We start from the raw sequence: 19,069 nt of genomic DNA, 5'->3' as shown, positions 1-19,069 counted from the left end.
GTCGGTCACGTCGTCACGACCCCGATCGCCTCCTTGGCGTGGACGAGCACGGTGTCGCCGACGTCGGCGTCCACCAGCGCCACGCTGACCCGTTCGAGCCGCCCGCCGCCGACGTCGACGACCGCGAGGCCGTCGCCGAGGAGCCGCGCGACGACGACCGGGACGGCCTCGTCCGCGCAGGTCACGCAGTGGTCGCCCGTGCACCCGGTCACGCGGTCACCTCCTGGCCGAGCACGCCCGGCTGCTCCAGGAACACGTGCACCAGCTCCCACAGCACGTGGTAGGCGGTGACGTGCACCTCCTTCACGACGCGCGGGTCGCCGGACGGCACGGTGACCAGGTGGTCGACCGCCCCGGGGAGCGCTCCCCCGTCCCCGCCCGCCAGCGCGACCGTCAGCATGCCGCGGTCCCGGGCGCACTCCATGGCGCGCAGGACGCTGTTGCAGCGGCCGTCCGGCGAGACCCCGAACGCGATGTCGTCCGGGCCGCCGAAGCAGCGGACCTGGTGGGCGAACACGTCGTCGAACCCCGCGCCGGCGCCGACGCCGGTGAGCGTCGCGACGTCGCCGGTGAGCGACAGCGCGGGCAGCGCCCGCTTGCCGACGATCACCGGGTGCACGAACTCGACCGCGACGTGCTGCGCGTCGGTCGCGGCGGCGCCGGTCCCGAAGGTGAGCAGGCGCCCCCCGCGGTGGAACCGGACCGCCATCGCGTGGCAGGCCGCGGCGATGGCGCCGGCCTCCTCGGCGAGCGCGGCGCCCGGCTCCGCGCGGCGGCGGAACACCTCCGCCACGGCGGCGGTCACCGGCCGTCCCCCGCGGGCGGGGCGTGCCGGGCGCCCAGCGACATGTCCACGGCGAGGTCCCAGCGGTCCGACAGCTCGTGCGACATCGCGTGCGCGTCCTCGCACATCGCCGCCGCGACCGCCGCCGTCTCACCGTCCCCGGCGCGGTCGGCGACCCGCCGCAGCGTCTCGCCCGCCGCGATCTGCAGGTGGACGGCGACGTAGGCGTCCCGCATGTGCCTGACGGGGTCGCGGTGGCCGTCGCCGATACCGCCCTCCAGCACGGGCGCGAGCAGCGTCCCGGCGTCGCGCGCGATGCCCGGGGACGATCCGCGCGCGTGCAGCCGCGCCTCGATCGCCCTCGTGTACGCCCGCGACCGCTCGGCGTAGTGGCCGAACGGCCGGCGCAGCTCCGGCTCGTCGGCCGCCGCGGCCAGCATCTCGCTCAGCGCGGCCTCGGCGTGCTCCTGGAGCGCGTGCGCGTCCCTCAGGTGGCCGACGAGCCGCCGCTCGATCGTCGTCATGAGCGTCCGCTCCGCGTCCCCGATCACATCGACTCGGCTTTGACGTACCGGCGCAGCGCCGGCACCTCCTTGACGAGCACCACGATCGCGGCGACCGCGACCAGTCCGAGCATCAGCCGGACGACGCCCGAGCCGATGCAGATCCCTTTCCTCATCCCCCCGCTCCCTCCTGCGCGAGTTCCTGCGTGAATTCCTCCGCCAGCAGCCGCTCGACCATCCCGGCGGCCTCCTCGACCGCCGCGCCGACCGGCGCGCTGAGCCTCATCTCCCAGGTGGCGTCCGTGGTCCGCGCCGACGGCTCGCACGCGACGAGCAGGATGCGCGCCGGGACCGGGCCGTTGTCCCGGGCCAGCCGCAGCACCTGCGCCGGGTCCAGGCCGTGCGCATCGACGGCGACGCCGCCGAAGTCGTCCGGGCCGGGCTCGACCAGCGACACGGTGCCGGGCGCGTGGCCGCGCTCGGCCGCGTCGACCAGGACCGCGGCCTCGTAGCCGTCGCCGAGCGCGTACATGAGGTCGATGCCGCGGATGCCGAAGTCGACCACGTCCACGCCGGGCGGCCGAGCCCGGGTCGCCAGCCGCCGGACGACCTCCACCCCGAACCCGTCGTCGCCGTGGAAGACGTTCCCGATCCCCGCGACGAGCACCTTGCGGGACGGCGCCGCCCCGGGCAGCGGCTCGACCTCGTCCGGCCGGACGAAGAAGCGGTGCCCGAGCTGGTTGTAGGGGCCGAGGTCGCGGCCCGGGTCGTCGTCCAGCGCGACGACCAGGTGCACCCCGCCCTCCATGTCCTCCTCGACGCGCTCGACGACGGCGGTGCGCCCGACGAGCGCCAGGTCGAAGATGTCCGCTCCCCCGCGGGGGCGCAGCCGGACCCGGCTCCCCGGACCCGGCTCCCGCCCGCCCGCGCTCACGTCGTCCCCGCTCACATCGTCCCCGCTCACATCGTCCCCGCTCACCAGACGTCCCTCCGCGGATCCCGCAGCGTGCCGTGCAGCGCGAGGAGCTCACCGGACGACAGGGCGCCGCACCGCTCCAGGATCTGCCGCGCCTTCGGGTCGGTCGCCGCCATCTCCCGCCGCTCGTCCTCGGTGAGGCTGAGCACGCTGAGGATCAGCAGCTGGTCGATCTCCGTCCCGTCGAACAGGTCGCCCGGACTCTCCGGCGCCACCTGCGGCCAGTCGTAGAGGACGATCGGCGCCGCGAGGACGGTGTCGCGGCTGCCCGGCTCCCCCGCCAGGACCGGCCAGAGCCCCTCCTTGCCGCACTCGGCCGCCGCCTCGGCGAGCCGCTCCGGCGGATCCGTGAGCGAGACGAACGCGCCGCCGCCCGTGTGCGCCACGACATGCGCGCACAGCATCCCGGCGCGGACGGCGTCCTCGCGCTCCTCGGCGGTGCCGGTGTTGACGACCTCGACGCGCAGCCGCACCACGCCGTCCCCGGCGGGCACGGCCGAGACCTCGACCCGCCCTGCCACGTGCTCCCACGACCGGACGAACCGCACGCCGCCGCCGCTGCACGACGCCTTGCCGTCCACGGGCTCCTCTTCGGTGCCCGCGACCACCTCGACGGGGACGCGGACGGGAGCGCGCACGAGGCGAGCGACCGCGATCGGGCCGCTGGTGAGCTCGCGTTCGCGGGCCTCCTGCCAGCTGGTGCAGGTCTCGTCCCCGACGCGGATCTCGTCCACGGGAACGTCGCCGTGCATCACCTGGCGGTGCACCGCGTGCAGGAACCGCAGCGTGACCTCGACGCCGGCGCCGGGGCCGGCCTCAAGGAGGAACTCGGCGTGGACCGTCCAGCGGTCGCCGTTCCGTTCGGCGTAGCCGCGCGGATAGACGCCCCCGATCGTCCAGCGCCGCCGGTTCTTCAGGGCGGACCGGCGGTACGGCCAGAGGAGGTACCCCTCGTAGAGGACGGTGTCCGCGATCGCCCTCAAGCGGTCCACTCTTCCTCCTCCCGCCGCTTCTCGGCGTGGCGCAGCAGTTCGTCGACCGTGTCGTCGAACGAGGAGTGCGCGCGGCGGGCCCGGTAGGCCGACAGGCGGCCGAAGCAGTCGTCGTCCAGCCGCAGCCAGCGGGCCGTGCCGTAGTAGCGGCCCATCAGGTCACGCCACACCTGGAGCGGCAGGTCGCCGGTGGCCTCGTGATGCCACGGGATCTGCCCGGTGCGCAGCGCGCCGTCCTCGCCGGGGTAGAAGACCGTGCCGTTGAAGGCCAGGTCGAGCGGGACGTCGCCGCCGCCGAGCGCGTGCAGGTACCGGTCGGCCGCGACCTGCATGTCGTGCCCGCACGGCAGGGACAGCGCCGCCTCCGTCCCGCCCTGGAACGTCGGCACGGTGGCGCCGACGCGCGCCCAGGTCAGGCCGCGCAGCGACCGGTCCCACATCTCCGGCGGGCCGAACACCCCGGCGAGCCGGTCGCGCTCGGCGTCGTCGTAGCCGCGGCGCGCCGCCGCGATCGTCACCGTCGTGGTGAGCAGGACGCACTGGACGGGCCCGCCGTCCAGCCGCCGCAACCCGATCCGCAGGCTCAGCGTCGGCGTCGCCGCGAACCTCTCCGGCTCGATGCCGAGCAGGTCGAGCCCGAGCTCCGGTGTCCCGTTCATCATGCTCCGTCTCCCCGCGCGGGAAAGACCCGCCACGCCCCCCGGACCGCTGCGCTCATGCCCTGCCCCTGTGGGGGGACGACCCGCCACGCCCCCCGGTTCGCTGCGCTCATGCCCTGTTTTTGTGGGGGGACGACCCCCCACACCCCCCGGTTCGCTGCGCTCATGCTGGTGACAGATTCGGCATCGAGTCGAGGATCGGGCCGTGGGTCTCCGGGTTGATCCCCGTCGAGCGGGCCGCGGTGGACGTGCCGTCGGGCAGGTGCCCGACCTGCTTGTCGTAGTTGCCCGTCTGGTTGCCCTCGTGGACGCCCTTCGTGTGCGCGGGCTTGTCGGGAGTGACGTCGGGCTTCCCCACTCTGATCATCGTGTTCCCCTCTTCTCCCCGGCGGCCGCCCGGGCCGCCTTCAACTCGGTGAAGAACGCGCCGATGTGATGCCAGACCGCGTCGCCGCCGGTGAAGCCCGTCCAGTGCTCGCGCAGCAGGGCGGTGAGGCGGTAGCAGTCGTCGACCGGGAGCATCCAGTGCTCGGCCGCGTCCCGCGCCCGGTGCACGACGAGCGCCTCCACGTCCGGGCGCAGCTCCGCCAGGACGGGGTTGGCCTCGGCCAGGCGCCGCCAGCTCCCGGCGTGGACGGCCGCGTGCAGCGCCCCCGCCGGGCTCGGATAGCGGGCGGTGACCTCGCCCGTCCCGGAGACGGAGAAGAAGGCCAGGTCGACCGGGATTTCCAGGCCCGCCCACAGCGGGCCGTCCAGGCGGAAGCCGGTCAGCTCGCGCCGCCGGTCCGGGACGAGCCGGTAGTGCCGCCCGCCCGCCGCCTGGCCGTCGAACAGCACGGCGCACGCCCCGCACGCGCACAGCAGCTCGCCCTCCTCCAGGTCGAGCAGGTGCCGGTGCGCGTCGTGCACGGGCTCGGCGCACAGCTCGCACCGCTCGGCGGCCCCGCCCGGCGGCGGCGCCGGGCACGGCGGAGCCGAGGCCAGCGCGGCCAGCCTCGGCGTGCGGAGCCCCGGCGTCATACGCGGCTCCGCACCTGGTCCAGGGTGATCAGCACCTTCTCCGGCGCGGGCGCCTCGATCTCGACCCGCTCCAGTTCCGGCGCCGCGGCGAGGGCCGCCCGCTCCACGGCGTCCAGCACCGGGCGGGGCGCGGCGGCGCGCCCCTCGGTCGCGACCTTCAGCCGCACCGCCTCCCCGTCGACCCCGGTCAGCTCAACGGACGTGCGGTGCTTGCCCAGGAACCCCTCCAGCGCGGCGAGGGCCCGCCGGACCCGCGCCTCCGGCGACTCGGGGTGCAGGCCGTGCATGGCCAGCAGGTGGCAGACCAGCTCGTCGCCGGCCAGCGCCGAGGCGTCCGCGCAGAGCCGCACGATCCGGTCGAGCGCCTCCCCGTACAGCTCCACCAGCGCCTGGACGGCCTGGTGCGCCCCGGGGTCGAGCCCGTCGAGCAGCCCTTCGAGTCGCTGGACGTGCTCGCGGACGCGCTCGTCGTCCCAGCCCATCAGTGGCCTTCCTGGGCGCCGAACATCGGGGAGTGCCGCTTCTCGATCGTCCGGCCGTTGCCGACGTACATGTGCACGCCGCACGGCAGGCACGGGTCGAAGCTGCGGACGGTCCGCATGATGTCGATGCCCTTGAAGTCGTCCGGGCCGTTCTCCTCGAAGATCGGCTGCCCCTGGACGGCGTCCTCGTAGGGGCCCGGCGTGCCGTAGGAGTCGCGCGGGCTGGCGTTCCACGGCGTCGGCGGGTACGGGTGGTAGTTGGCGATCTTGCCGTCGCGGATGACGAGGTGGTGCGACAGCACGCCGCGGACCGCCTCGTGGAACCCGCAGCCGATCGCCTCGTCCGGCACGTCGAAGTCGGTGAACACCTTCGTCCGTCCGGAGCGGACCTCGTCGAGGGCCTTCTCGGCGAAGTGCAGCGCCATCCCCGCCGCGTAGGCGATGAAGTACGCGCGGGCCCGGTCGCGCTCGATCGTGTTGGCGTACTGCGGCGGTCTCCACTCCAGGTTGACCTCCGGCATGCCGGGGGTCTTCGGCAGGTCGATCTGGACGCTGTGCCCGGTGGAGCGGACGTACGGCGTGTCCACCTCGCCGGCCAGCGCGGTCGCCCACAGCCGGGCGAGCGGCCCGCCGCCGGTGTCGAGCGCGAGGTGGTCGCCGGTCCCGGGGTGGCGCCAGCGGGGGCTCATCACCCAGCTGTACTTGCCGCCGTCGAGGTCGCGCTTCTGCGGGTTCGGCAGCGTCGTCTGGTTCCACGGGTGCCGCTGGTCGATCGGGTTGCCGAGCGGGTCCTCCTTGACGAAGGTCTCCTCGTTCACCCAGTCGTCGTAGTAGGAGCTGCCGAGCAGGATCCGCATGCCGAGGTTGATCTCGACCAGGTCCGTCGTGACGAGCTGCCCGTCCACGACGATGCCGGGGGTGACGTAGGCGGCCCGCCCCCACTCGGACATGTGCCGGTAGTCGTAGTCGACGACGTCCGGGTTCTGGAAGGCGCCCCAGCAGCCGAGCAGCGTCCGCCGCCGGCCCACCTGGTCGTAGCCGGGCAGCGCCTCCAGGAAGAAGTCGAAGATGTCGTCGTTCATCGCGACGGCACGCTTGACGAAGTCGAGGCAGCGGGTCAGCCGGACGAGGTAGTCGGTGAAGACCTGCGGCGTCGCGACCGTCCCCACACCGCCCGGGTACAGCGTCGACGGGTGGACGTGGCGCCCCTCCATCAGGCAGATCATCTCGCGGGTGATGCGGCTGAGCTGGAGGGCCTCCTTGTAGACCGAGCCCTCGAAGGGGTTGAACGCCGTCATGATGTCGGCGATAGTGCGGAACCCGTGGACGGAGCCGCGCGGCGCGTCGGTGTTCTTGGCCGTCGCCAGCAGGCCCGGGTTCGTCTCGGCGACCATCCGCTCGCAGAAGTCGACGAAGACCAGGTTGTCCTGGAACAGCGTGTGGTCGAACATGTACTCGGCGGCCTCGCCGAGGTTGATGATCCAGTCGGCGAGCGGCGGCGGCTTGATCCCGTAGGCCATGTTCTGGGCGTAGACCGAGCAGGTCGCGTGGTTGTCGCCGCAGATGCCGCAGATCCGGCTGGTGATGAAGTGCGCGTCGCGCGGGTCCTTGCCCTTCATGAAAACGCTGTAGCCGCGGAAGATGGACGAGGTGCTCCGGCACTCGGCCACCTGCCCGTTCGCGAAGTCGATCTTGGTGTAGATGCCGAGGTTGCCGACGATCCGGGTGATCGGGTCGAACGCCACCTCGACGAGCCCCGCCTGCGTGGCGGCCCGTTCGCCTCGCGCCTGCGTCCCCTGCTTCATGACTCGCCCCGCTTCATGACTCGCCCCTGTTCCATCGCCCGGCCACCGTCGGTCGGCGCGGCCGTCCTGCGTCCGTGTCTTTCCTGGTCAGGCCGGACCGCGCCGGCGGGGTCGCCCGCCGGCGCGGCCGCCGCTCACTGGTGCGGCCAGCGGGGCTGGTAGCCGCTGGTCAGCCTCTCCCGGTTGTGGCGCCACTTCGGCTCCCGGTTCGCGCCCTTGTTGGTGATCGACCGCATCTTCCGGATGAACGGCCCGTAGGACCGCAGCAGCGTCGAGGACAGGCTCGCCCCCGGCGGCTCGTCCATGAACGGCATGAACTTGTCCGGGAAGCCGGGCATGGTGCAGCCGATGCAGATGCCGCCCACGTTGGGGCAGCCGCCGACGCCGTCCATCCAGCCGCGCTTGGTGACGTTGCAGTTCACGACCGGGCCCCAGCATCCGATCTTCACCTGGCACTTCGGCGAGTTGTAGTCGCGCGCGAAGTCGGCCTGCTCGTAGTAGGCGGCGCGGTCGCAGCCCTCGTGGACGGTCTTGCCGAACAGCCACGTCGGGCGCAGCTTGTCGTCCAGCGGGATGACCGGCGCCTGCCCGACCGCCTGGTGCAGCACCCAGAGCAGCGTCTCCATGAAGTTGTCCGGCTGCACGGGGCAGCCCGGCACGTTAACGATCGGCAGCCCGCCCGCGGAGCGGAAGTCCCAGCCGAGGTAGTCGGCGAGGCCCATGCAGCCCGTCGGGTTGCCCGCCATGGCGTGGATGCCGCCGTAGGTCGCGCACGTGCCGATCGCCACGACCGCCCACGCCTTCGGCGCGAGCCGGTCGATCCACGTGTTCAGCGTGATCGGCTCGCCGGTCTCGGGATCGTTTCCCATCGACGTCCAGTAGCCGTCCCCGCTGATGTTCTCGTTGGGGATCGAACCCTCGACGACGAGGATGAAGGGCGCCAGCTCGCCGCGCGCGGCCTGCCGGAACGCCTCCATGAACTCGTCGCCGTTCTCGTAGGCGAGCACCTTGTTGTGAAGGTGAACCTTCGGCAGGCCCGGTATCGCGCCGAGGACGACGTCCTCGATGCTCGGCAGCGAGGCCGCGGTCACCGAGATCGTGTCCCCGTCGCAGCTCATTCCCTCGGACGTCCACAGAATGTGGATCTCGTCCGTCAGCGGTTGCGCCGGAGCGACGCTCGTCATCGCTTCCCCCCCTCGACCGGCTGCGGTCATCACCCATGCGGTTGCCCTGCGGGAACGGCGCGAAACACCGACCGAAAAGCCCCCCAAGCCGTTTCCCCGATTCGGTAAACACACCGTTTGAGCTGGGAAGATCGGGGCAGCAGAACGGCGCTGGGACAATGGAAGCGGGCCGGGGGGGCGCGTGCACGAACTGGTCGTGACGGAGAGCGTTATCGCGGCAATTTCTACCCAATTGCCCGATTCACGGGTGGTGGTGGTGCACCTCGAAATAGGGAGACTTTCCGGAGTCATGCCGGACGCGGTGCGTTTCTGCTTCGAACTGGCCGGCGAGGGGACGTGCGTCGAGGGCGCGCGGCTCGACATCACCGAGCCGGAGGGCGTGGGCGACTGCGCCGGCTGCGGGGCCTCGTTCCCCGCGCGCGATCCGCTCGCGCTGTGCCCGTGCGGCAGCGCCGACGTGACGATCAGCGGCGGCGCCGACCTGACGATCACTGCGGTGGAGGTCGCCGACGATGTGTGAGACCTGCGGCTGCGACGGCGGGGACGCCGCGCGCCTGACGACCCTGGCGGCCCCGGGGGACGCCCCCGGCCACGTCCACGAACCCGTCCACGGACACGGGGACGGACACGGGGACGGGGACGGGCACGTCGTGACGCTGGGCCAGAAGGTCCTGGCCCGCAACGACGACCTGGCCGGGCGGAACCGGGTGTGGCTGGCCGAACGCGGCATCGCCGCGCTCAACGTGATGAGCTCCCCGGGTTCGGGGAAGACGACGCTGCTGGCGCGCACCGTCGCCGACCTGAGCCCGGACCGCCCGATCTCGGTGATCGAGGGCGACCAGGAGACGCTGCTGGACGCGCGGCGCCTCGCCGCCGCCGGGGCCCGGACCGTCCAGGTCAACACCGGCGCCGGCTGCCACCTCGACGCCGCGATGGTGGCGGGCGCACTGGCCGCGCTGGCGCCGCCGGACGGCTCCACGGTGTTCGTGGAGAACGTCGGCAACCTCGTCTGCCCGGCGCTGTTCGACCTCGGCGAGCGGGCCCGCGTCGTGCTCATGTCCGTCACCGAGGGCGACGACAAACCGCTGAAGTACCCGCACATGTTCCGCGGCGCGGACGTCCTGCTGCTGAACAAGACCGACCTGCTGCCGTACGTCGACTTCGACGTGGACGCCTGCCGGGACGCGGCCCGCCGGCTGTGCCCCGGGCTGCGCGTCCTGCCCGTCTCGGCGACCCGCGGCGACGGCCTGGACGCCTGGTACGACTGGCTCGACGAGGCGACGGCCGGGCCTTGACCTGGAGTGCGCTCCAGCACCTAGCGTTCTGCGCGAGCGACTGACGAGGAGCACGCATGCAGTACCGCAAGCTCGGCCGTACCGGCGTCGAGGTCAGCACCCAGACCCTCGGCGCGATGATGTTCGGCGCCGTCGGCAACCCCGACCACGGCGAGTCCGAGCGCATCGTCCACCGGGCGCTGGACGCCGGGATCAATTTTATCGACACCGCCGACATGTACTCGGCCGGGGAGAGCGAGGAGATCCTCGGGAAGGCCCTCAAGGGCCGCCGGGACGACGTCGTCCTCGCGTCCAAGTTCTTCTTCCCGCTCGGCGAGGAGCGCAACGCGCGGGGCGGCTCGCGGCGCCACATCGTCCGCGCCGTGGAGGACAGCCTGCGCCGCCTCGGCACCGACCGCATCGACCTGTACCAGATGCACCGCCGCGACTGGGAGACCGACCTCGAGGAGACCCTCGACGCGCTGACCGACCTCGTCCGCCAGGGCAAGGTGCTCTACGTCGGGTCGTCGTCCTACCCCGCCGACTGGATCGTCGAGGCGCAGTGGGCCGCCGAGCGCCGGGGCGGCGTCCGGTTCGTCTGCGAGCAGCCGCAGTACTCGATCTTCGCGCGGTCGATCGAGGAGTCGGTGCTGCCCGCGGCGCGGCGGCACGGCATGGGCGTCATCCCGTGGAGCCCGCTCGCCGGCGGCTGGCTCACCGGCAAGTACCGGCGCGGCGAGCAGGCCCCCGAGGGCGCCCGCTTCGCGCCCTCGGACAACTCGGCGTGGCGGGGCCGCACCGTCGACACCGACCCCAGCGTGCCGGCCCGCTACGACGCCGTGGAGCGCCTCACCAAGATCGCCGAAGAAGCGGGACTCTCGCTGACCCACCTGGCCCTCGGGTTCGTCGCCGAGCACCCGGCCATCACCTCGACGATCATCGGACCGAAGACGATGGCGCAGCTGGAGGACCTGCTCGGCGCCGCCGACGTCCGGCTCGACGCCGCCGTCCTGGACGCCATCGACGAGGTCGTCCCGCCCGGTACCGACATGGCCGGCATCAGGCACATGACCGGCAACCCGTCCCTGGACGCGGGAAACCGCCGCTGGTCCTGACAAGGCCCCGGCCCCGGCGCGGCCGCGCCGGGGCCGGACCGTCCCTACCGGATCAGCGGGTCGCGGGGCAGGCCGAGGATGCGCTCGGCGATCTGGTTGCGGGTGATCTCGGAGGTGCCGCCCGCGATCGACATGCCGCGGGACCCGAGGCGCATCAGGCCCGCGAACTGGCCGAGGCCCTCGGTGAACGCGGCCTCGGGCCCGGCGAACTCGGCGAGGAGGGCGGCGGTGGCGTGGCCGTGCTCGGCGAGGACGAGCTTGGTGATGTTGCCCTCGGGGCCCGGCTCGCCGCCCGCGACCGCGCGCTCGGCGGACCGCAGGTTGAGCAGCCGCAGGGCCTGCTCCTCGGCGGCGTAGGCGCCGACGCGCTCGGCCGCCGCCGGGACGCGGTCGCCGCGCTCGGCGTAGAGCCGGAACACGTCGGGCCCCGGCGGGCCGCCGACGCCGCCGCCGATGCTGACCCGCTCGTTGCCGAGGGTGGCGCGGGCGACCGTCCACCCCTGGTTGGGTGCGCCGACGACGTCGGCGTCGGGGACGAAGACGTCGGAGAAGAACACCTCGTTGAAGTCGGAGGTGCCGGTCGTCTGGCGCAGCGGCCGGACCTCCACACCGGGGTGGTGCATGTCGACGACGACCATCGTGACGCCGGAGTGCTTCGGCGCGTCGGGGTCGGTGCGGACGGTGGCGAAGCCCCAGCGGCAGTACTGGGCGCCGCTCGTCCACACTTTCTGGCCGTTGACGACCCAGCCGCCGTCCACCTTGACGGCGCGGGTCTTGACGGCCGCCGCGTCCGACCCGGCGTCGGGCTCGCTGAACAGCTGGCACCAGACCTCCTCGCCGGTGAGCGCCGGGCGCACCCACCGGTCGACCTGGTCCCGGGTGCCGTGCTGGACGAGCGTGAGGATCACCCAGCCGGTGATGCCGAGCTGGGGGCGCTTCACGCCCGCGGCGCGGAACTCGTCCTCGATGACCAGTTGCAGCCCGGCGCTCGCCGCCACGCCCCAGGGGCGCGGCCAGTGCGGCTGGACGTAGCCGGTCTCGATGAGCCTCTCGCGCTGCTCGTCCTCGGGCAGCGCGGCGATCTCCCGGGCCAGCTCGCGGATCTCCGCGCGCCGCGCCTCGGCCTCGGGCGGCAGGTCCAGGCTCGCCTCCCGGACGACCCCGGCCGCCCGCAGCCGGGTCACGTCCCGCTCCGCGCCGCGCGGGCCGGCGACGGCCTCCAGCGCCGCGGCCCGGCGCAGCAGCAGGTGCGCGTCGTGCTCCCAGGTGAAGCCGATGCCGCCGTGCACCTGGATGTTCAGGCCCGCGTCGGAGGTGAAGGCGGGCAGGGCGAGCGCCGCCGCCACGGCCGCGGCAAGTTCGAACTGGTCGGACGGTCCGGACGCGGCCCGCGCCGCGTCCCACACCGCGGCCGTGGCCAGCTCAGCGGCGACGAGCATGTTCGCGCAGTGGTGCTTGACGGCCTGGAACGTCGCGATCGGCCGCCCGAACTGCTGCCGCACCTTGGCATACGCGGTGGCGGTCTCGACGCACTCCAGCGCGCCGCCGACCGCCTCGGCGGACATCAGCGTCCGGGCGACGGCGGTCGCGTGCGCGCGGGCCCCGGCGAGGACCTCCACGGCGGCGCCGTCCAGCCGCACGCGCGCGGAGCGGCGGGACGGGTCCAGGTTGCCGGGCACCTCGACCGCGACGCCCGGGCCGCCGGCCCGCACGACGACCATGTCGTCGCCCGCGGGCAGGACGAGCAGTTCCGCGAGGCCGCCGCCCAGCACGACGCCCGCGTCGCCGGTGGCGGCGCCGCCGGTCACGGTGAGCGCGCCGTCCAGCCCGAGGGCCGCGGGGACCTCGCCCGACGCGAGGCCGGGCAGGAGCCGGGCCCGCCGCTCCCGGTCCCCCGACGCGGCGAGCACCGCGGACGCGATCATCGTCGGCAGCATCGGGCCGGGCGCGGCGGCGCGGCCGAGCTCCTCGGCGACCACGACCAGCTCCGGCAGGCCCGCGCCCCCGCCGCCGTGCTCCTCGGGCAGGTGCAGGCCGAGCAGTCCCAGCGCGGCGAACTCCGCCCAGAAGGCGGGCAGGGTCTCCTTCTCGGCGTCCAGCAGCGCGCGGTTCGCCGCCCGCGCCTCCCGGTCGCGCAGGAACGAGCGCGCCGTCCGTGCCAGTTCGCGGTGTTCGTCGCTGATGGCGATCGCCATGGCCCCTCCAAGCTTCCGTCCCGGCCAGAACACCAGAATGGCATTCGGTTACCGTCCAAGGCGAGGGGGAGGCCCGATCAGAACAGCGTCGCCCGCCCGCCGACCGGGTGCCGCAGCCGCACCCGAACGCCGTTCGGCGGGTCAGGCGGTGGCCTCCACCTCCGCGCGCGACAGCACCGGGTCGGGCTCGACCGGCGCGGTGGAGGCGACCGGCGCCGACACCCCCGCCGCGACCCGGGCCCGCGCCTGGCGGAACTCCGGCAGCGGGCCGGTGGCGTCGTGCAGGGCGTTGAGGACGGCCCACAGCGTCGTCCGGCGCAGCCGCAGCGTCACCGGGTTGGGCGGCTGGTAGAGGGCGAGCTTGCGCGCCCACTCCGGCAGCATGTCGCGGGCCGCCCAGTCCATGAACGGGCTGCCGGGCTCCCACGGCCTGGTCTTGCTGTCGCGCAGGTTGGGTCCGGTCCCGAACGCCTTGATGGGGGTGATCGCGAGACGCGGCAGGTAGGACTCCAGGCACTCGGCGACGTCAGCCTTGGTGGCGGGCAGGTCCGTTCCGCCGAGGGCCTCGCCGACGCGGACGAACTCGCGGTAGTAGCGCTCCAGGTCGTCGCCCTTGAGCGGGCGGCGGTGGTAGCGCTCGTGCGCCGTCGCCAGCCCCCACACCACCGTCGCGTAGTTCCAGCGCAGCCAGTCGGGGTCGTCGGCGTCGTAGGCCAGGCCGTCCGGACGGGTGCCCTTCACCGTGTGGTGCATGGCGCGGACGGTCCGGGCGAGCCGCTCGGCGGTCGCGGTGGAGCCGTAGGCCGTCCCGATGAAGAACGAGAGGGAGTGCCCGAGCCGCACGGCCGCGCCCTCGGGGTCGATGCCGCCGGTCGGGACGCCGTCGGCGCGCTCGGGGATGCGGGAGTGGTCGTAGGCCATCCAGCTGATGCTCGGGTCCAGTCCCTCGATGTAGGCGGCCCCGACCAGCCCGAGCAGCAGGGTCGGCAGGTGCGAGTGGACGTACCAGACCGCGCTGCCGGGCCCGAACCAGCCGGGGTCTCCCTCCGGGCCGGCGAACTCCAGCCCGCGGAAGAACCGGGAGCGGATCTCGGCGTCGAAGGCCCGCTCGAACCGCGCCGCGATGATGTTGGTCCTCGATGGCATGCCGCACTCCCGGCCCATTCTGGTGACAGGTGTATCCAGAGTAAGTGTCTGGGTACATCCGTGTCCAGACTTCGGGGCCCCGCGGCCCGGCGGGGTAGGGTGACCGGCATGGCGAGCACGCGCACGGCCGCGTCCACGCGGTGGGCCGGCGTCCCCGCGAGCCGGCGCCGCGACGAGCGGCGCGCCATGCTCGTCCGGGCCGCGTTCCGGCTGTTCGGCGAGGAGGGCGAGGCCGCCCTCACCGTCCGTGCCGTCTGCCGCGAGGCAGAGCTGCACACGCGCTACTTCTACGAGAACTTCGCCGACACCGGCGCCCTGCTCGCCGCCGTCTACGACCGGGAGGCCGCCGCCCTCGGCGAGGTCCTGGCCGGCGCCCTGGACGCCGCGGGCCCCCACCCCGACGTCCGCACCCGCGCCGGCATCCGCGGCGTGCTGAGCTTCATCAGCGCCGACCCCCGCCGGGGCCGCGTCCTGTTCGCCGAGGCGCGCGGCAACGAGGTGCTGGCCGAGCGCCGCCGCGCCGCGCAGACCGCCCTGCTGGAGGGCGTCCTCGCGATGAGCCGCGCCGAGAGCCCGCCGCTCCCCGTCGTCGTCGCCGCGACGATGTTCACCGGCGCGATGACCGAGCTGGCCCAGCAGTGGGCCGACGGCCGGCTGGGCGGCGACCTCGACGCCGTCGTCGACAGCGCCGTCGAACTCTCCCTCGCCCTCCACGCCACGACCGCCCCCCGCCTCCCCCGCGGATAGCGGCGCGGCCCCGTCAGCGGCGGTGCCTGCCCAGTTCCGCCGAGAGCTCGGTGGAGAACTGCTCGGCGTCCGACAGCCGGGTGCGGATCTTGTCGCAGCGCTCCTCGACCAGGGAGCGGTAGAGGGCGAGGCGCTCGGTGAGCTCGTCGCGCGCCGCGCCGCCGCCGGCGTCGGAACGGAGCCGGTCCAGGACGGTCAGCAGGTCGCGCATCTCGTCGAGGCTGAAGTCGAGCGGCTTCATCCGCTTGATGACCAGCAGGCGCGCGACGTCGCCGTCGGTGTAGAGGCGGAACCCGCCCTGCGATCGCGCCGTGGGGAGGGCGAGGCCGACCTCCTCGTAGTGGCGGATGGTGCGCAGGCTCAGGCCGGTCCGGTCCGCGACCTCGCCGATCTGCATGTGCCTGCCGTCCATCGGGTTCCTCTCCCCACGCCACCGGCCGAACTTACTCTAACGTGAGGTTAGAGTATGGGGGGACGGTCGTCGGAGAGGGGAGCGCGGTGAGCGCCGGAATCGGCACGGCGGAGGACGTTGCGGCGGAGGCGGCGCGGCGCCGGACGTTCGCGGTGATCAGTCACCCGGACGCGGGCAAGTCCACGCTGACCGAGGCCCTGGCCCTGCACGCGCAGGCGATCGAGCAGGCCGGCGCGGTGCACGGCAAGGCCGGGCGGCGGGGCGTGCGCTCGGACTGGATGGACATGGAGCGCTCGCGCGGCATCTCCATCACCTCCTCGGTGCTGCGGTTCGAGTTCGGCGACGCCCTTCTGAACCTGCTCGACACCCCGGGCCACGCGGACTTCTCCGAGGACACCTACCGGGTGCTGGCCGCCGTCGACGGGGCGATCATGCTGCTCGACTCGGCCAAGGGCCTGGAGGCGCAGACGCTCAAGCTGTTCGACGTGTGCCGCCACCGCGGCATCCCCGTCATCACGTTCGTCAACAAGTGGGACCGGCCGGGCCGCGAACCGCTGGAACTGCTGGACGAGGTCGAGCAGCGCATCGGCCTGCACCCGGCGCCGCTGAACTGGCCGGTCGGGATCGCCGGGGACTTCCGCGGCCTGATCGACCGCGCCGACGGCTCCTACACCCGGTTCCGCCGCACCCCCGGCGGCGCCACCCGGGCGGCCGCCGAACGCGTCCCGGCCGACCGTGCCGCCGCCGAGGAGGGCCCGGCGTGGGTGACCGCGAACGAGGAGCTGGCGCTGCTGGAGGAGATCGGCGCCGTCCTGGACATGGAGGCCTTCGCCGCCGGCGCCTGCACCCCCGTCCTGTTCGGCGCCGCGCTGCCCAACTTCGGCGTGAGCGCGCTGCTGGACACCGTGCGCCGCCTGGCGCCCGCGCCGTCCGCGCGCCCCGACGCCGAAGGCCGCGAGCGCCCGGTGACGGCGCCGTTCTCCGGGCAGGTGTTCAAGGTGCAGGCGGGCATGGACCGGGCGCACCGCGACCGGCTGGCCTTCATCCGGGTCTGCTCGGGCCGGTTCGAGCGCGGCGCGACCCTCACCCACGCCCCGACCGGGCGCCCGCTGGCGACCAAGTACGCCCAGACGGTCTTCGGCCGCGACCGCTCCACCCTGGACGCCGCCTACCCCGGGGACGTGATCGGGCTGCCCAACGCCTCCGGCCTGACCGTCGGCGACACCCTGTACACCAAGACCCCCGTGACGTTCCCGCCGATCCCGGCGTTCGCCCCCGAGCACTTCATGGTGGCGCGCGTCAAGGACAACAGCCGGGCCAAGCAGTTCCGCCGCGGCATCGACCAGCTCGACAGCGAGGGCGTCGTGCAGGTGCTGCGCAGCGACCTGCGCGGCGACCAGGCCCCCGTCCTGGCCGCGGTCGGCCCGCTCCAGTTCGACGTGTTCACCGCGCGGATGGCCGACGAGTTCGGCGCGCCGACCGAGCTGTCCCGCCTCGACTACACGACCGCCCGCATCACCGACAAGGAGTCCGCCGAGACGCTCAACGGGCGCCGCGGCATCGAGGTGCTCACCCGCACCCTCGACGGCTCCCACATCGCGGTCTTCATCGACAAGTGGCGAGTACGCGCGATCGAACGCGAACACCCCGACCTCACCCTCACCCCCATGCTCGCCGCGGGCGTCCCGGACTGACCCGTGACGACGCGCCTGCTCGCGCCGCGAACGGCACGGGCTACCCGTCTCCGCAGAGGGCGGCGATCGCGGAGACGACGCGGTCGCGCGCCGTCTCCGGCGTGGTGAAGACCGGCCGCGCGGCCACCCCGCCGTCCTCGGCGAACGCCTACGGCGACGCCTTCCAGCTCATGGCGCTCATGTTCCTCGCCATGGCCGCCGCCTCCCTGGCCCTCCCGCCCAGACGCGACGCCCCCGAACCGACCTGAGCCCGCCGCGCGGGCGAGATCCTCCTCCGCATTGTGAAGACCGCACCGCAATGGACGCGTCAACGGTCAAGCGGTAGTGGAAAGACCAGTTCATGGCTGGGAAGGGGCAGTTCGCTCCCCGGCCGCGCGGGTATGCGACGCCGAAGGAGGTACCGGCCTTCCGGTACCGCGCTCCGGGAGGGGGCACGCATGGTTCAGGAACATCCGGCCGCCACGGTCCGTTCGTCCGATCCGGCCGCCGTCCTGCGGCGCCGCCGGTCGCGGATCCCGGCCATCGCGGGGCCGCTGGTGGTCTCCGCGGCCGCCGTGGTAGCGGTCGCCGGGTGCGGCGGGTCGAACAACTCGTCCGGCGAGAAGACGTCACCCGCGCCCTCGGCCGCCACCACCAGCAGCAGCGGCGGCGGCGCGGCCGCTGCGATGATACAGACCGCGAACGTCGGGCAACTGGGGCAGATTCTGGTCGGCGGCCAGGCCCGGACCGTGTACCTGTTCCAGAAGGACACGGGGACCACCTCGGCCTGCTCCGGATCGTGCGCGGCGGTGTGGCCGCCGGTCACCGCCGGCGGAAAGCCCCAGGCCGGTTCGGGGGTCGACGCGTCGAAGCTGGGCACCACCAAGCGAAGCGACGGCACGACCGAGGTCACCTACAGCGGGCATCCTCTCTACTATTACGCGCCTGACGGCACCACGGGCGGCAGCGCCAATGGGCAAGGTCTCAACCAGTTCGGCGCCAAGTGGTACGTGCTGTCCCCCTCCGGTGCTCCAGTGACGAAACAGCAGTCGGGCGGCGGTGGCGGCTACTGAGATGCGCCGCCGGACGGCCCGGTCCCGCGGGAGGCTTCTCGCCGCCCCGATCGCGGCGCTGGCGGCGTTGGCGCTCGCCGGCTGCGCGACCGCGACCAACTCGCAGAATCCCGGCCGGATGCAGATCGGTTCGGACCAGGCGCCGCACCTCGGGCAGATCCTGGTGGACAGGACGGGACGAACGCTTTACCTGTTCGTCGCCGACCCACCGAACCAGTCGACCTGTTCAGGGGCGTGCGCGAGCATCTGGCCACCGGCGACCACCCGGGGCTCTCCGAGCACGGCCGGAGCCGCCCGGCAGTCCGAGATCACCTCGATCACTCGCTCTGACGGCCCCCCGCAGATCGTCTACGCGGGCCACCCGTTGTACTACTACCAAGCCGACACCGGACGCGGCGACATCCACGGCCAGGCCCTCACCCAGTTCGGCGCCGAATGGTACGCCGTCTCCCCGCAGGGCCAGCAGATCCAGAGCGGAACGAGCACAGGATCGCCATGAGTCATCTGCTGCGCTATCTGGGCGTGCTGCTGCTGTTCGGCATCGGCGCGGTCCATCTCTACGAGTACTTCGCGGACTACTACCGCGTCATCCCGGTCATCGGCGTGCTGTTCCTGCTCAACTTCGCCGGGGCGGTGGTGCTGGGGCTGGTGCTGGCCGGCCCGCTGAGGTCCCTGCCCGGCCTTGGCTCCGTGCCGATCGCCGGTCGCGCACCCCACGCACTCGTGGCGCTCGGAGCGATCGTTTTCCTGCTGGGAACCCTCATCGGCCTCCTGATCAGCGAAAAGGCCGCACTGTTCGGCTTCCACGAATACGGCTACCGAACCACCGTCGAACTCGCACTCGCTCTGGAGTCCGCCGCCGTCGTCGCACTCACCGCCTTCCTGGCCCTCGAAATGCGCCGACTACGTCCCCCACCCGAAGCAGACCCAGCTGACCATTCCGCCCGACCAGTGGCCTGAAATATTCGGCGGCGGCGTCGTGCAGGTGCTCGGGCGGCGAGAGCTGGGGGGACGAAGTGTGGGGAGGGG

Annotated in this window: 24 protein-coding genes; 9 read left to right on the top strand and 15 right to left on the bottom strand. The window is 73.3% G+C overall.

Translation table 11 applies throughout. The features are described 5' to 3' along the window. Positions 1-5: 5 nt before the first annotated feature. The 12 genes from CHC11_RS09575 to CHC11_RS09525 all read right to left on the bottom strand — a co-directional run bounded on the left by CHC11_RS09575 (position 6) and on the right by CHC11_RS09525 (position 8,405). Positions 6-212, bottom strand: a complete 207-nt coding sequence (locus CHC11_RS09575) for a HypC/HybG/HupF family hydrogenase formation chaperone (protein WP_089311283.1) — start codon at positions 210-212, stop codon at positions 6-8. Continuing rightward, positions 209-805 carry a D-sedoheptulose-7-phosphate isomerase gene (locus CHC11_RS09570; protein ID WP_245919006.1) on the bottom strand — a complete coding sequence of 199 codons (597 nt, stop codon included), beginning with the start codon at positions 803-805 and terminating at the stop codon, positions 209-211. Before CHC11_RS09570 ends, CHC11_RS09575 begins: the two co-directional genes overlap by 4 nt. Beyond that, positions 802-1,308, bottom strand: coding sequence for a DUF892 family protein (locus CHC11_RS09565; protein WP_143226991.1), 507 nt, complete (start codon positions 1,306-1,308; stop codon positions 802-804). The genes CHC11_RS09570 and CHC11_RS09565 overlap by 4 nt, the downstream gene beginning before the upstream one ends. Before the next feature lie 23 nt (positions 1,309-1,331). After that, entirely contained in the window at positions 1,332-1,463 is a 132-nt protein-coding gene (locus tag CHC11_RS43370) for a hypothetical protein (protein ID WP_281258298.1), read from the bottom strand. Next, positions 1,460-2,266, bottom strand: a complete 807-nt coding sequence (locus CHC11_RS09560) for a hydrogenase maturation protease (protein WP_218826002.1) — start codon at positions 2,264-2,266, stop codon at positions 1,460-1,462. The genes CHC11_RS43370 and CHC11_RS09560 overlap by 4 nt, the downstream gene beginning before the upstream one ends. After that, positions 2,263-3,255 (bottom strand): hypothetical protein, encoded by a 993-nt coding sequence (locus tag CHC11_RS09555; RefSeq protein ID WP_089311281.1) that lies wholly within the window; start codon positions 3,253-3,255, stop codon positions 2,263-2,265. The genes CHC11_RS09560 and CHC11_RS09555 overlap by 4 nt, the downstream gene beginning before the upstream one ends. Then, positions 3,243-3,917: a DUF6084 family protein gene (locus CHC11_RS09550; RefSeq protein WP_089311280.1), complete on the bottom strand. Its 675-nt coding sequence runs from the start codon at positions 3,915-3,917 to the stop codon at positions 3,243-3,245. Before CHC11_RS09550 ends, CHC11_RS09555 begins: the two co-directional genes overlap by 13 nt. 160 nt (positions 3,918-4,077) lie before the next feature. After that, positions 4,078-4,281, bottom strand: a complete 204-nt coding sequence (locus tag CHC11_RS09545; protein ID WP_089311279.1) for a hypothetical protein — start codon at positions 4,279-4,281, stop codon at positions 4,078-4,080. Beyond that, complete coding sequence (locus CHC11_RS09540; protein WP_245919004.1) at positions 4,278-4,934, bottom strand: DUF5947 family protein; 657 nt, start codon at positions 4,932-4,934, stop codon at positions 4,278-4,280. Before CHC11_RS09540 ends, CHC11_RS09545 begins: the two co-directional genes overlap by 4 nt. Continuing rightward, complete coding sequence (locus CHC11_RS09535; RefSeq protein ID WP_089311278.1) at positions 4,931-5,416, bottom strand: hypothetical protein; 486 nt, start codon at positions 5,414-5,416, stop codon at positions 4,931-4,933. Before CHC11_RS09535 ends, CHC11_RS09540 begins: the two co-directional genes overlap by 4 nt. Further along, complete coding sequence (locus CHC11_RS09530) at positions 5,416-7,221, bottom strand: nickel-dependent hydrogenase large subunit (protein WP_089311277.1); 1,806 nt, start codon at positions 7,219-7,221, stop codon at positions 5,416-5,418. The genes CHC11_RS09535 and CHC11_RS09530 overlap by 1 nt, the downstream gene beginning before the upstream one ends. Before the next feature lie 134 nt (positions 7,222-7,355). Then, positions 7,356-8,405: an NADH-quinone oxidoreductase subunit B family protein gene (locus CHC11_RS09525; protein WP_089311276.1), complete on the bottom strand. Its 1,050-nt coding sequence runs from the start codon at positions 8,403-8,405 to the stop codon at positions 7,356-7,358. 181 nt (positions 8,406-8,586) lie between these two features. Here CHC11_RS09525 and CHC11_RS09520 point away from each other — a divergent pair, with 181 nt between their 5' ends. Genes CHC11_RS09520 through CHC11_RS09510 form a run of 3 tightly spaced genes read left to right on the top strand, consistent with a single transcriptional unit; the run spans position 8,587 to position 10,794 of the window. Next, on the top strand, positions 8,587-8,925 hold the full coding sequence (locus CHC11_RS09520) for a hydrogenase maturation nickel metallochaperone HypA/HybF (RefSeq protein WP_089311275.1): 339 nt from the start codon (positions 8,587-8,589) through the stop codon (positions 8,923-8,925). Beyond that, a complete protein-coding gene (gene hypB / locus CHC11_RS09515; RefSeq protein ID WP_089311274.1) occupies positions 8,918-9,700 on the top strand; it encodes a hydrogenase nickel incorporation protein HypB in 783 nt (260 codons plus the stop codon). Before CHC11_RS09520 ends, hypB begins: the two co-directional genes overlap by 8 nt. A gap of 56 nt (positions 9,701-9,756) precedes the next feature. Continuing rightward, entirely contained in the window at positions 9,757-10,794 is a 1,038-nt protein-coding gene (locus CHC11_RS09510) for an aldo/keto reductase (protein WP_089311273.1), read from the top strand. Between the two features lie 44 nt (positions 10,795-10,838). Here CHC11_RS09510 and CHC11_RS09505 read toward each other — a convergent pair whose 3' ends face one another. After that, a complete protein-coding gene (locus CHC11_RS09505) occupies positions 10,839-12,989 on the bottom strand; it encodes an acyl-CoA dehydrogenase family protein (protein WP_089311272.1) in 2,151 nt (716 codons plus the stop codon). A 141-nt stretch (positions 12,990-13,130) separates the two neighbouring features. Continuing rightward, complete coding sequence (locus tag CHC11_RS09500) at positions 13,131-14,135, bottom strand: oxygenase MpaB family protein (protein WP_179278765.1); 1,005 nt, start codon at positions 14,133-14,135, stop codon at positions 13,131-13,133. Between the two features lie 108 nt (positions 14,136-14,243). On the opposite strand from CHC11_RS09500, the gene CHC11_RS09495 reads away from it, so the two are divergent. Then, entirely contained in the window at positions 14,244-14,882 is a 639-nt protein-coding gene (locus CHC11_RS09495; protein WP_089311270.1) for a TetR/AcrR family transcriptional regulator, read from the top strand. A gap of 13 nt (positions 14,883-14,895) precedes the next feature. Here the strand turns inward: CHC11_RS09495 and CHC11_RS09490 are convergent, their stop codons facing one another. Beyond that, the gene (locus CHC11_RS09490; RefSeq protein WP_089311269.1) at positions 14,896-15,294 is read right to left on the bottom strand and encodes a MerR family transcriptional regulator; all 399 of its coding nucleotides are present in this window, start codon (positions 15,292-15,294) and stop codon (positions 14,896-14,898) included. A gap of 86 nt (positions 15,295-15,380) precedes the next feature. On the opposite strand from CHC11_RS09490, the gene CHC11_RS09485 reads away from it, so the two are divergent. The 5 genes from CHC11_RS09485 to CHC11_RS09470 all read left to right on the top strand — a co-directional run bounded on the left by CHC11_RS09485 (position 15,381) and on the right by CHC11_RS09470 (position 19,000). Then, positions 15,381-16,988, top strand: coding sequence for a peptide chain release factor 3 (locus CHC11_RS09485; RefSeq protein ID WP_089311268.1), 1,608 nt, complete (start codon positions 15,381-15,383; stop codon positions 16,986-16,988). A gap of 101 nt (positions 16,989-17,089) precedes the next feature. Next, positions 17,090-17,236 (top strand): hypothetical protein, encoded by a 147-nt coding sequence (locus CHC11_RS41200; protein WP_179278764.1) that lies wholly within the window; start codon positions 17,090-17,092, stop codon positions 17,234-17,236. Between the two features lie 189 nt (positions 17,237-17,425). Next, complete coding sequence (locus tag CHC11_RS09480; RefSeq protein ID WP_089311267.1) at positions 17,426-18,040, top strand: COG4315 family predicted lipoprotein; 615 nt, start codon at positions 17,426-17,428, stop codon at positions 18,038-18,040. After that, positions 18,027-18,539 (top strand): COG4315 family predicted lipoprotein, encoded by a 513-nt coding sequence (locus tag CHC11_RS09475; protein WP_218826001.1) that lies wholly within the window; start codon positions 18,027-18,029, stop codon positions 18,537-18,539. Before CHC11_RS09480 ends, CHC11_RS09475 begins: the two co-directional genes overlap by 14 nt. Further along, positions 18,536-19,000: a hypothetical protein gene (locus tag CHC11_RS09470; RefSeq protein ID WP_089311266.1), complete on the top strand. Its 465-nt coding sequence runs from the start codon at positions 18,536-18,538 to the stop codon at positions 18,998-19,000. Before CHC11_RS09475 ends, CHC11_RS09470 begins: the two co-directional genes overlap by 4 nt. Positions 19,001-19,069: the final 69 nt, after the last annotated feature.

Source organism: Actinomadura mexicana (assembly GCF_900188105.1).
In the GTDB taxonomy this organism is placed as follows: domain Bacteria; phylum Actinomycetota; class Actinomycetes; order Streptosporangiales; family Streptosporangiaceae; genus Spirillospora; species Spirillospora mexicana.
The sequence above is the reverse complement of the archived record's forward strand: the minus strand, read 5'-3'. Positions and strand labels throughout refer to the sequence as shown.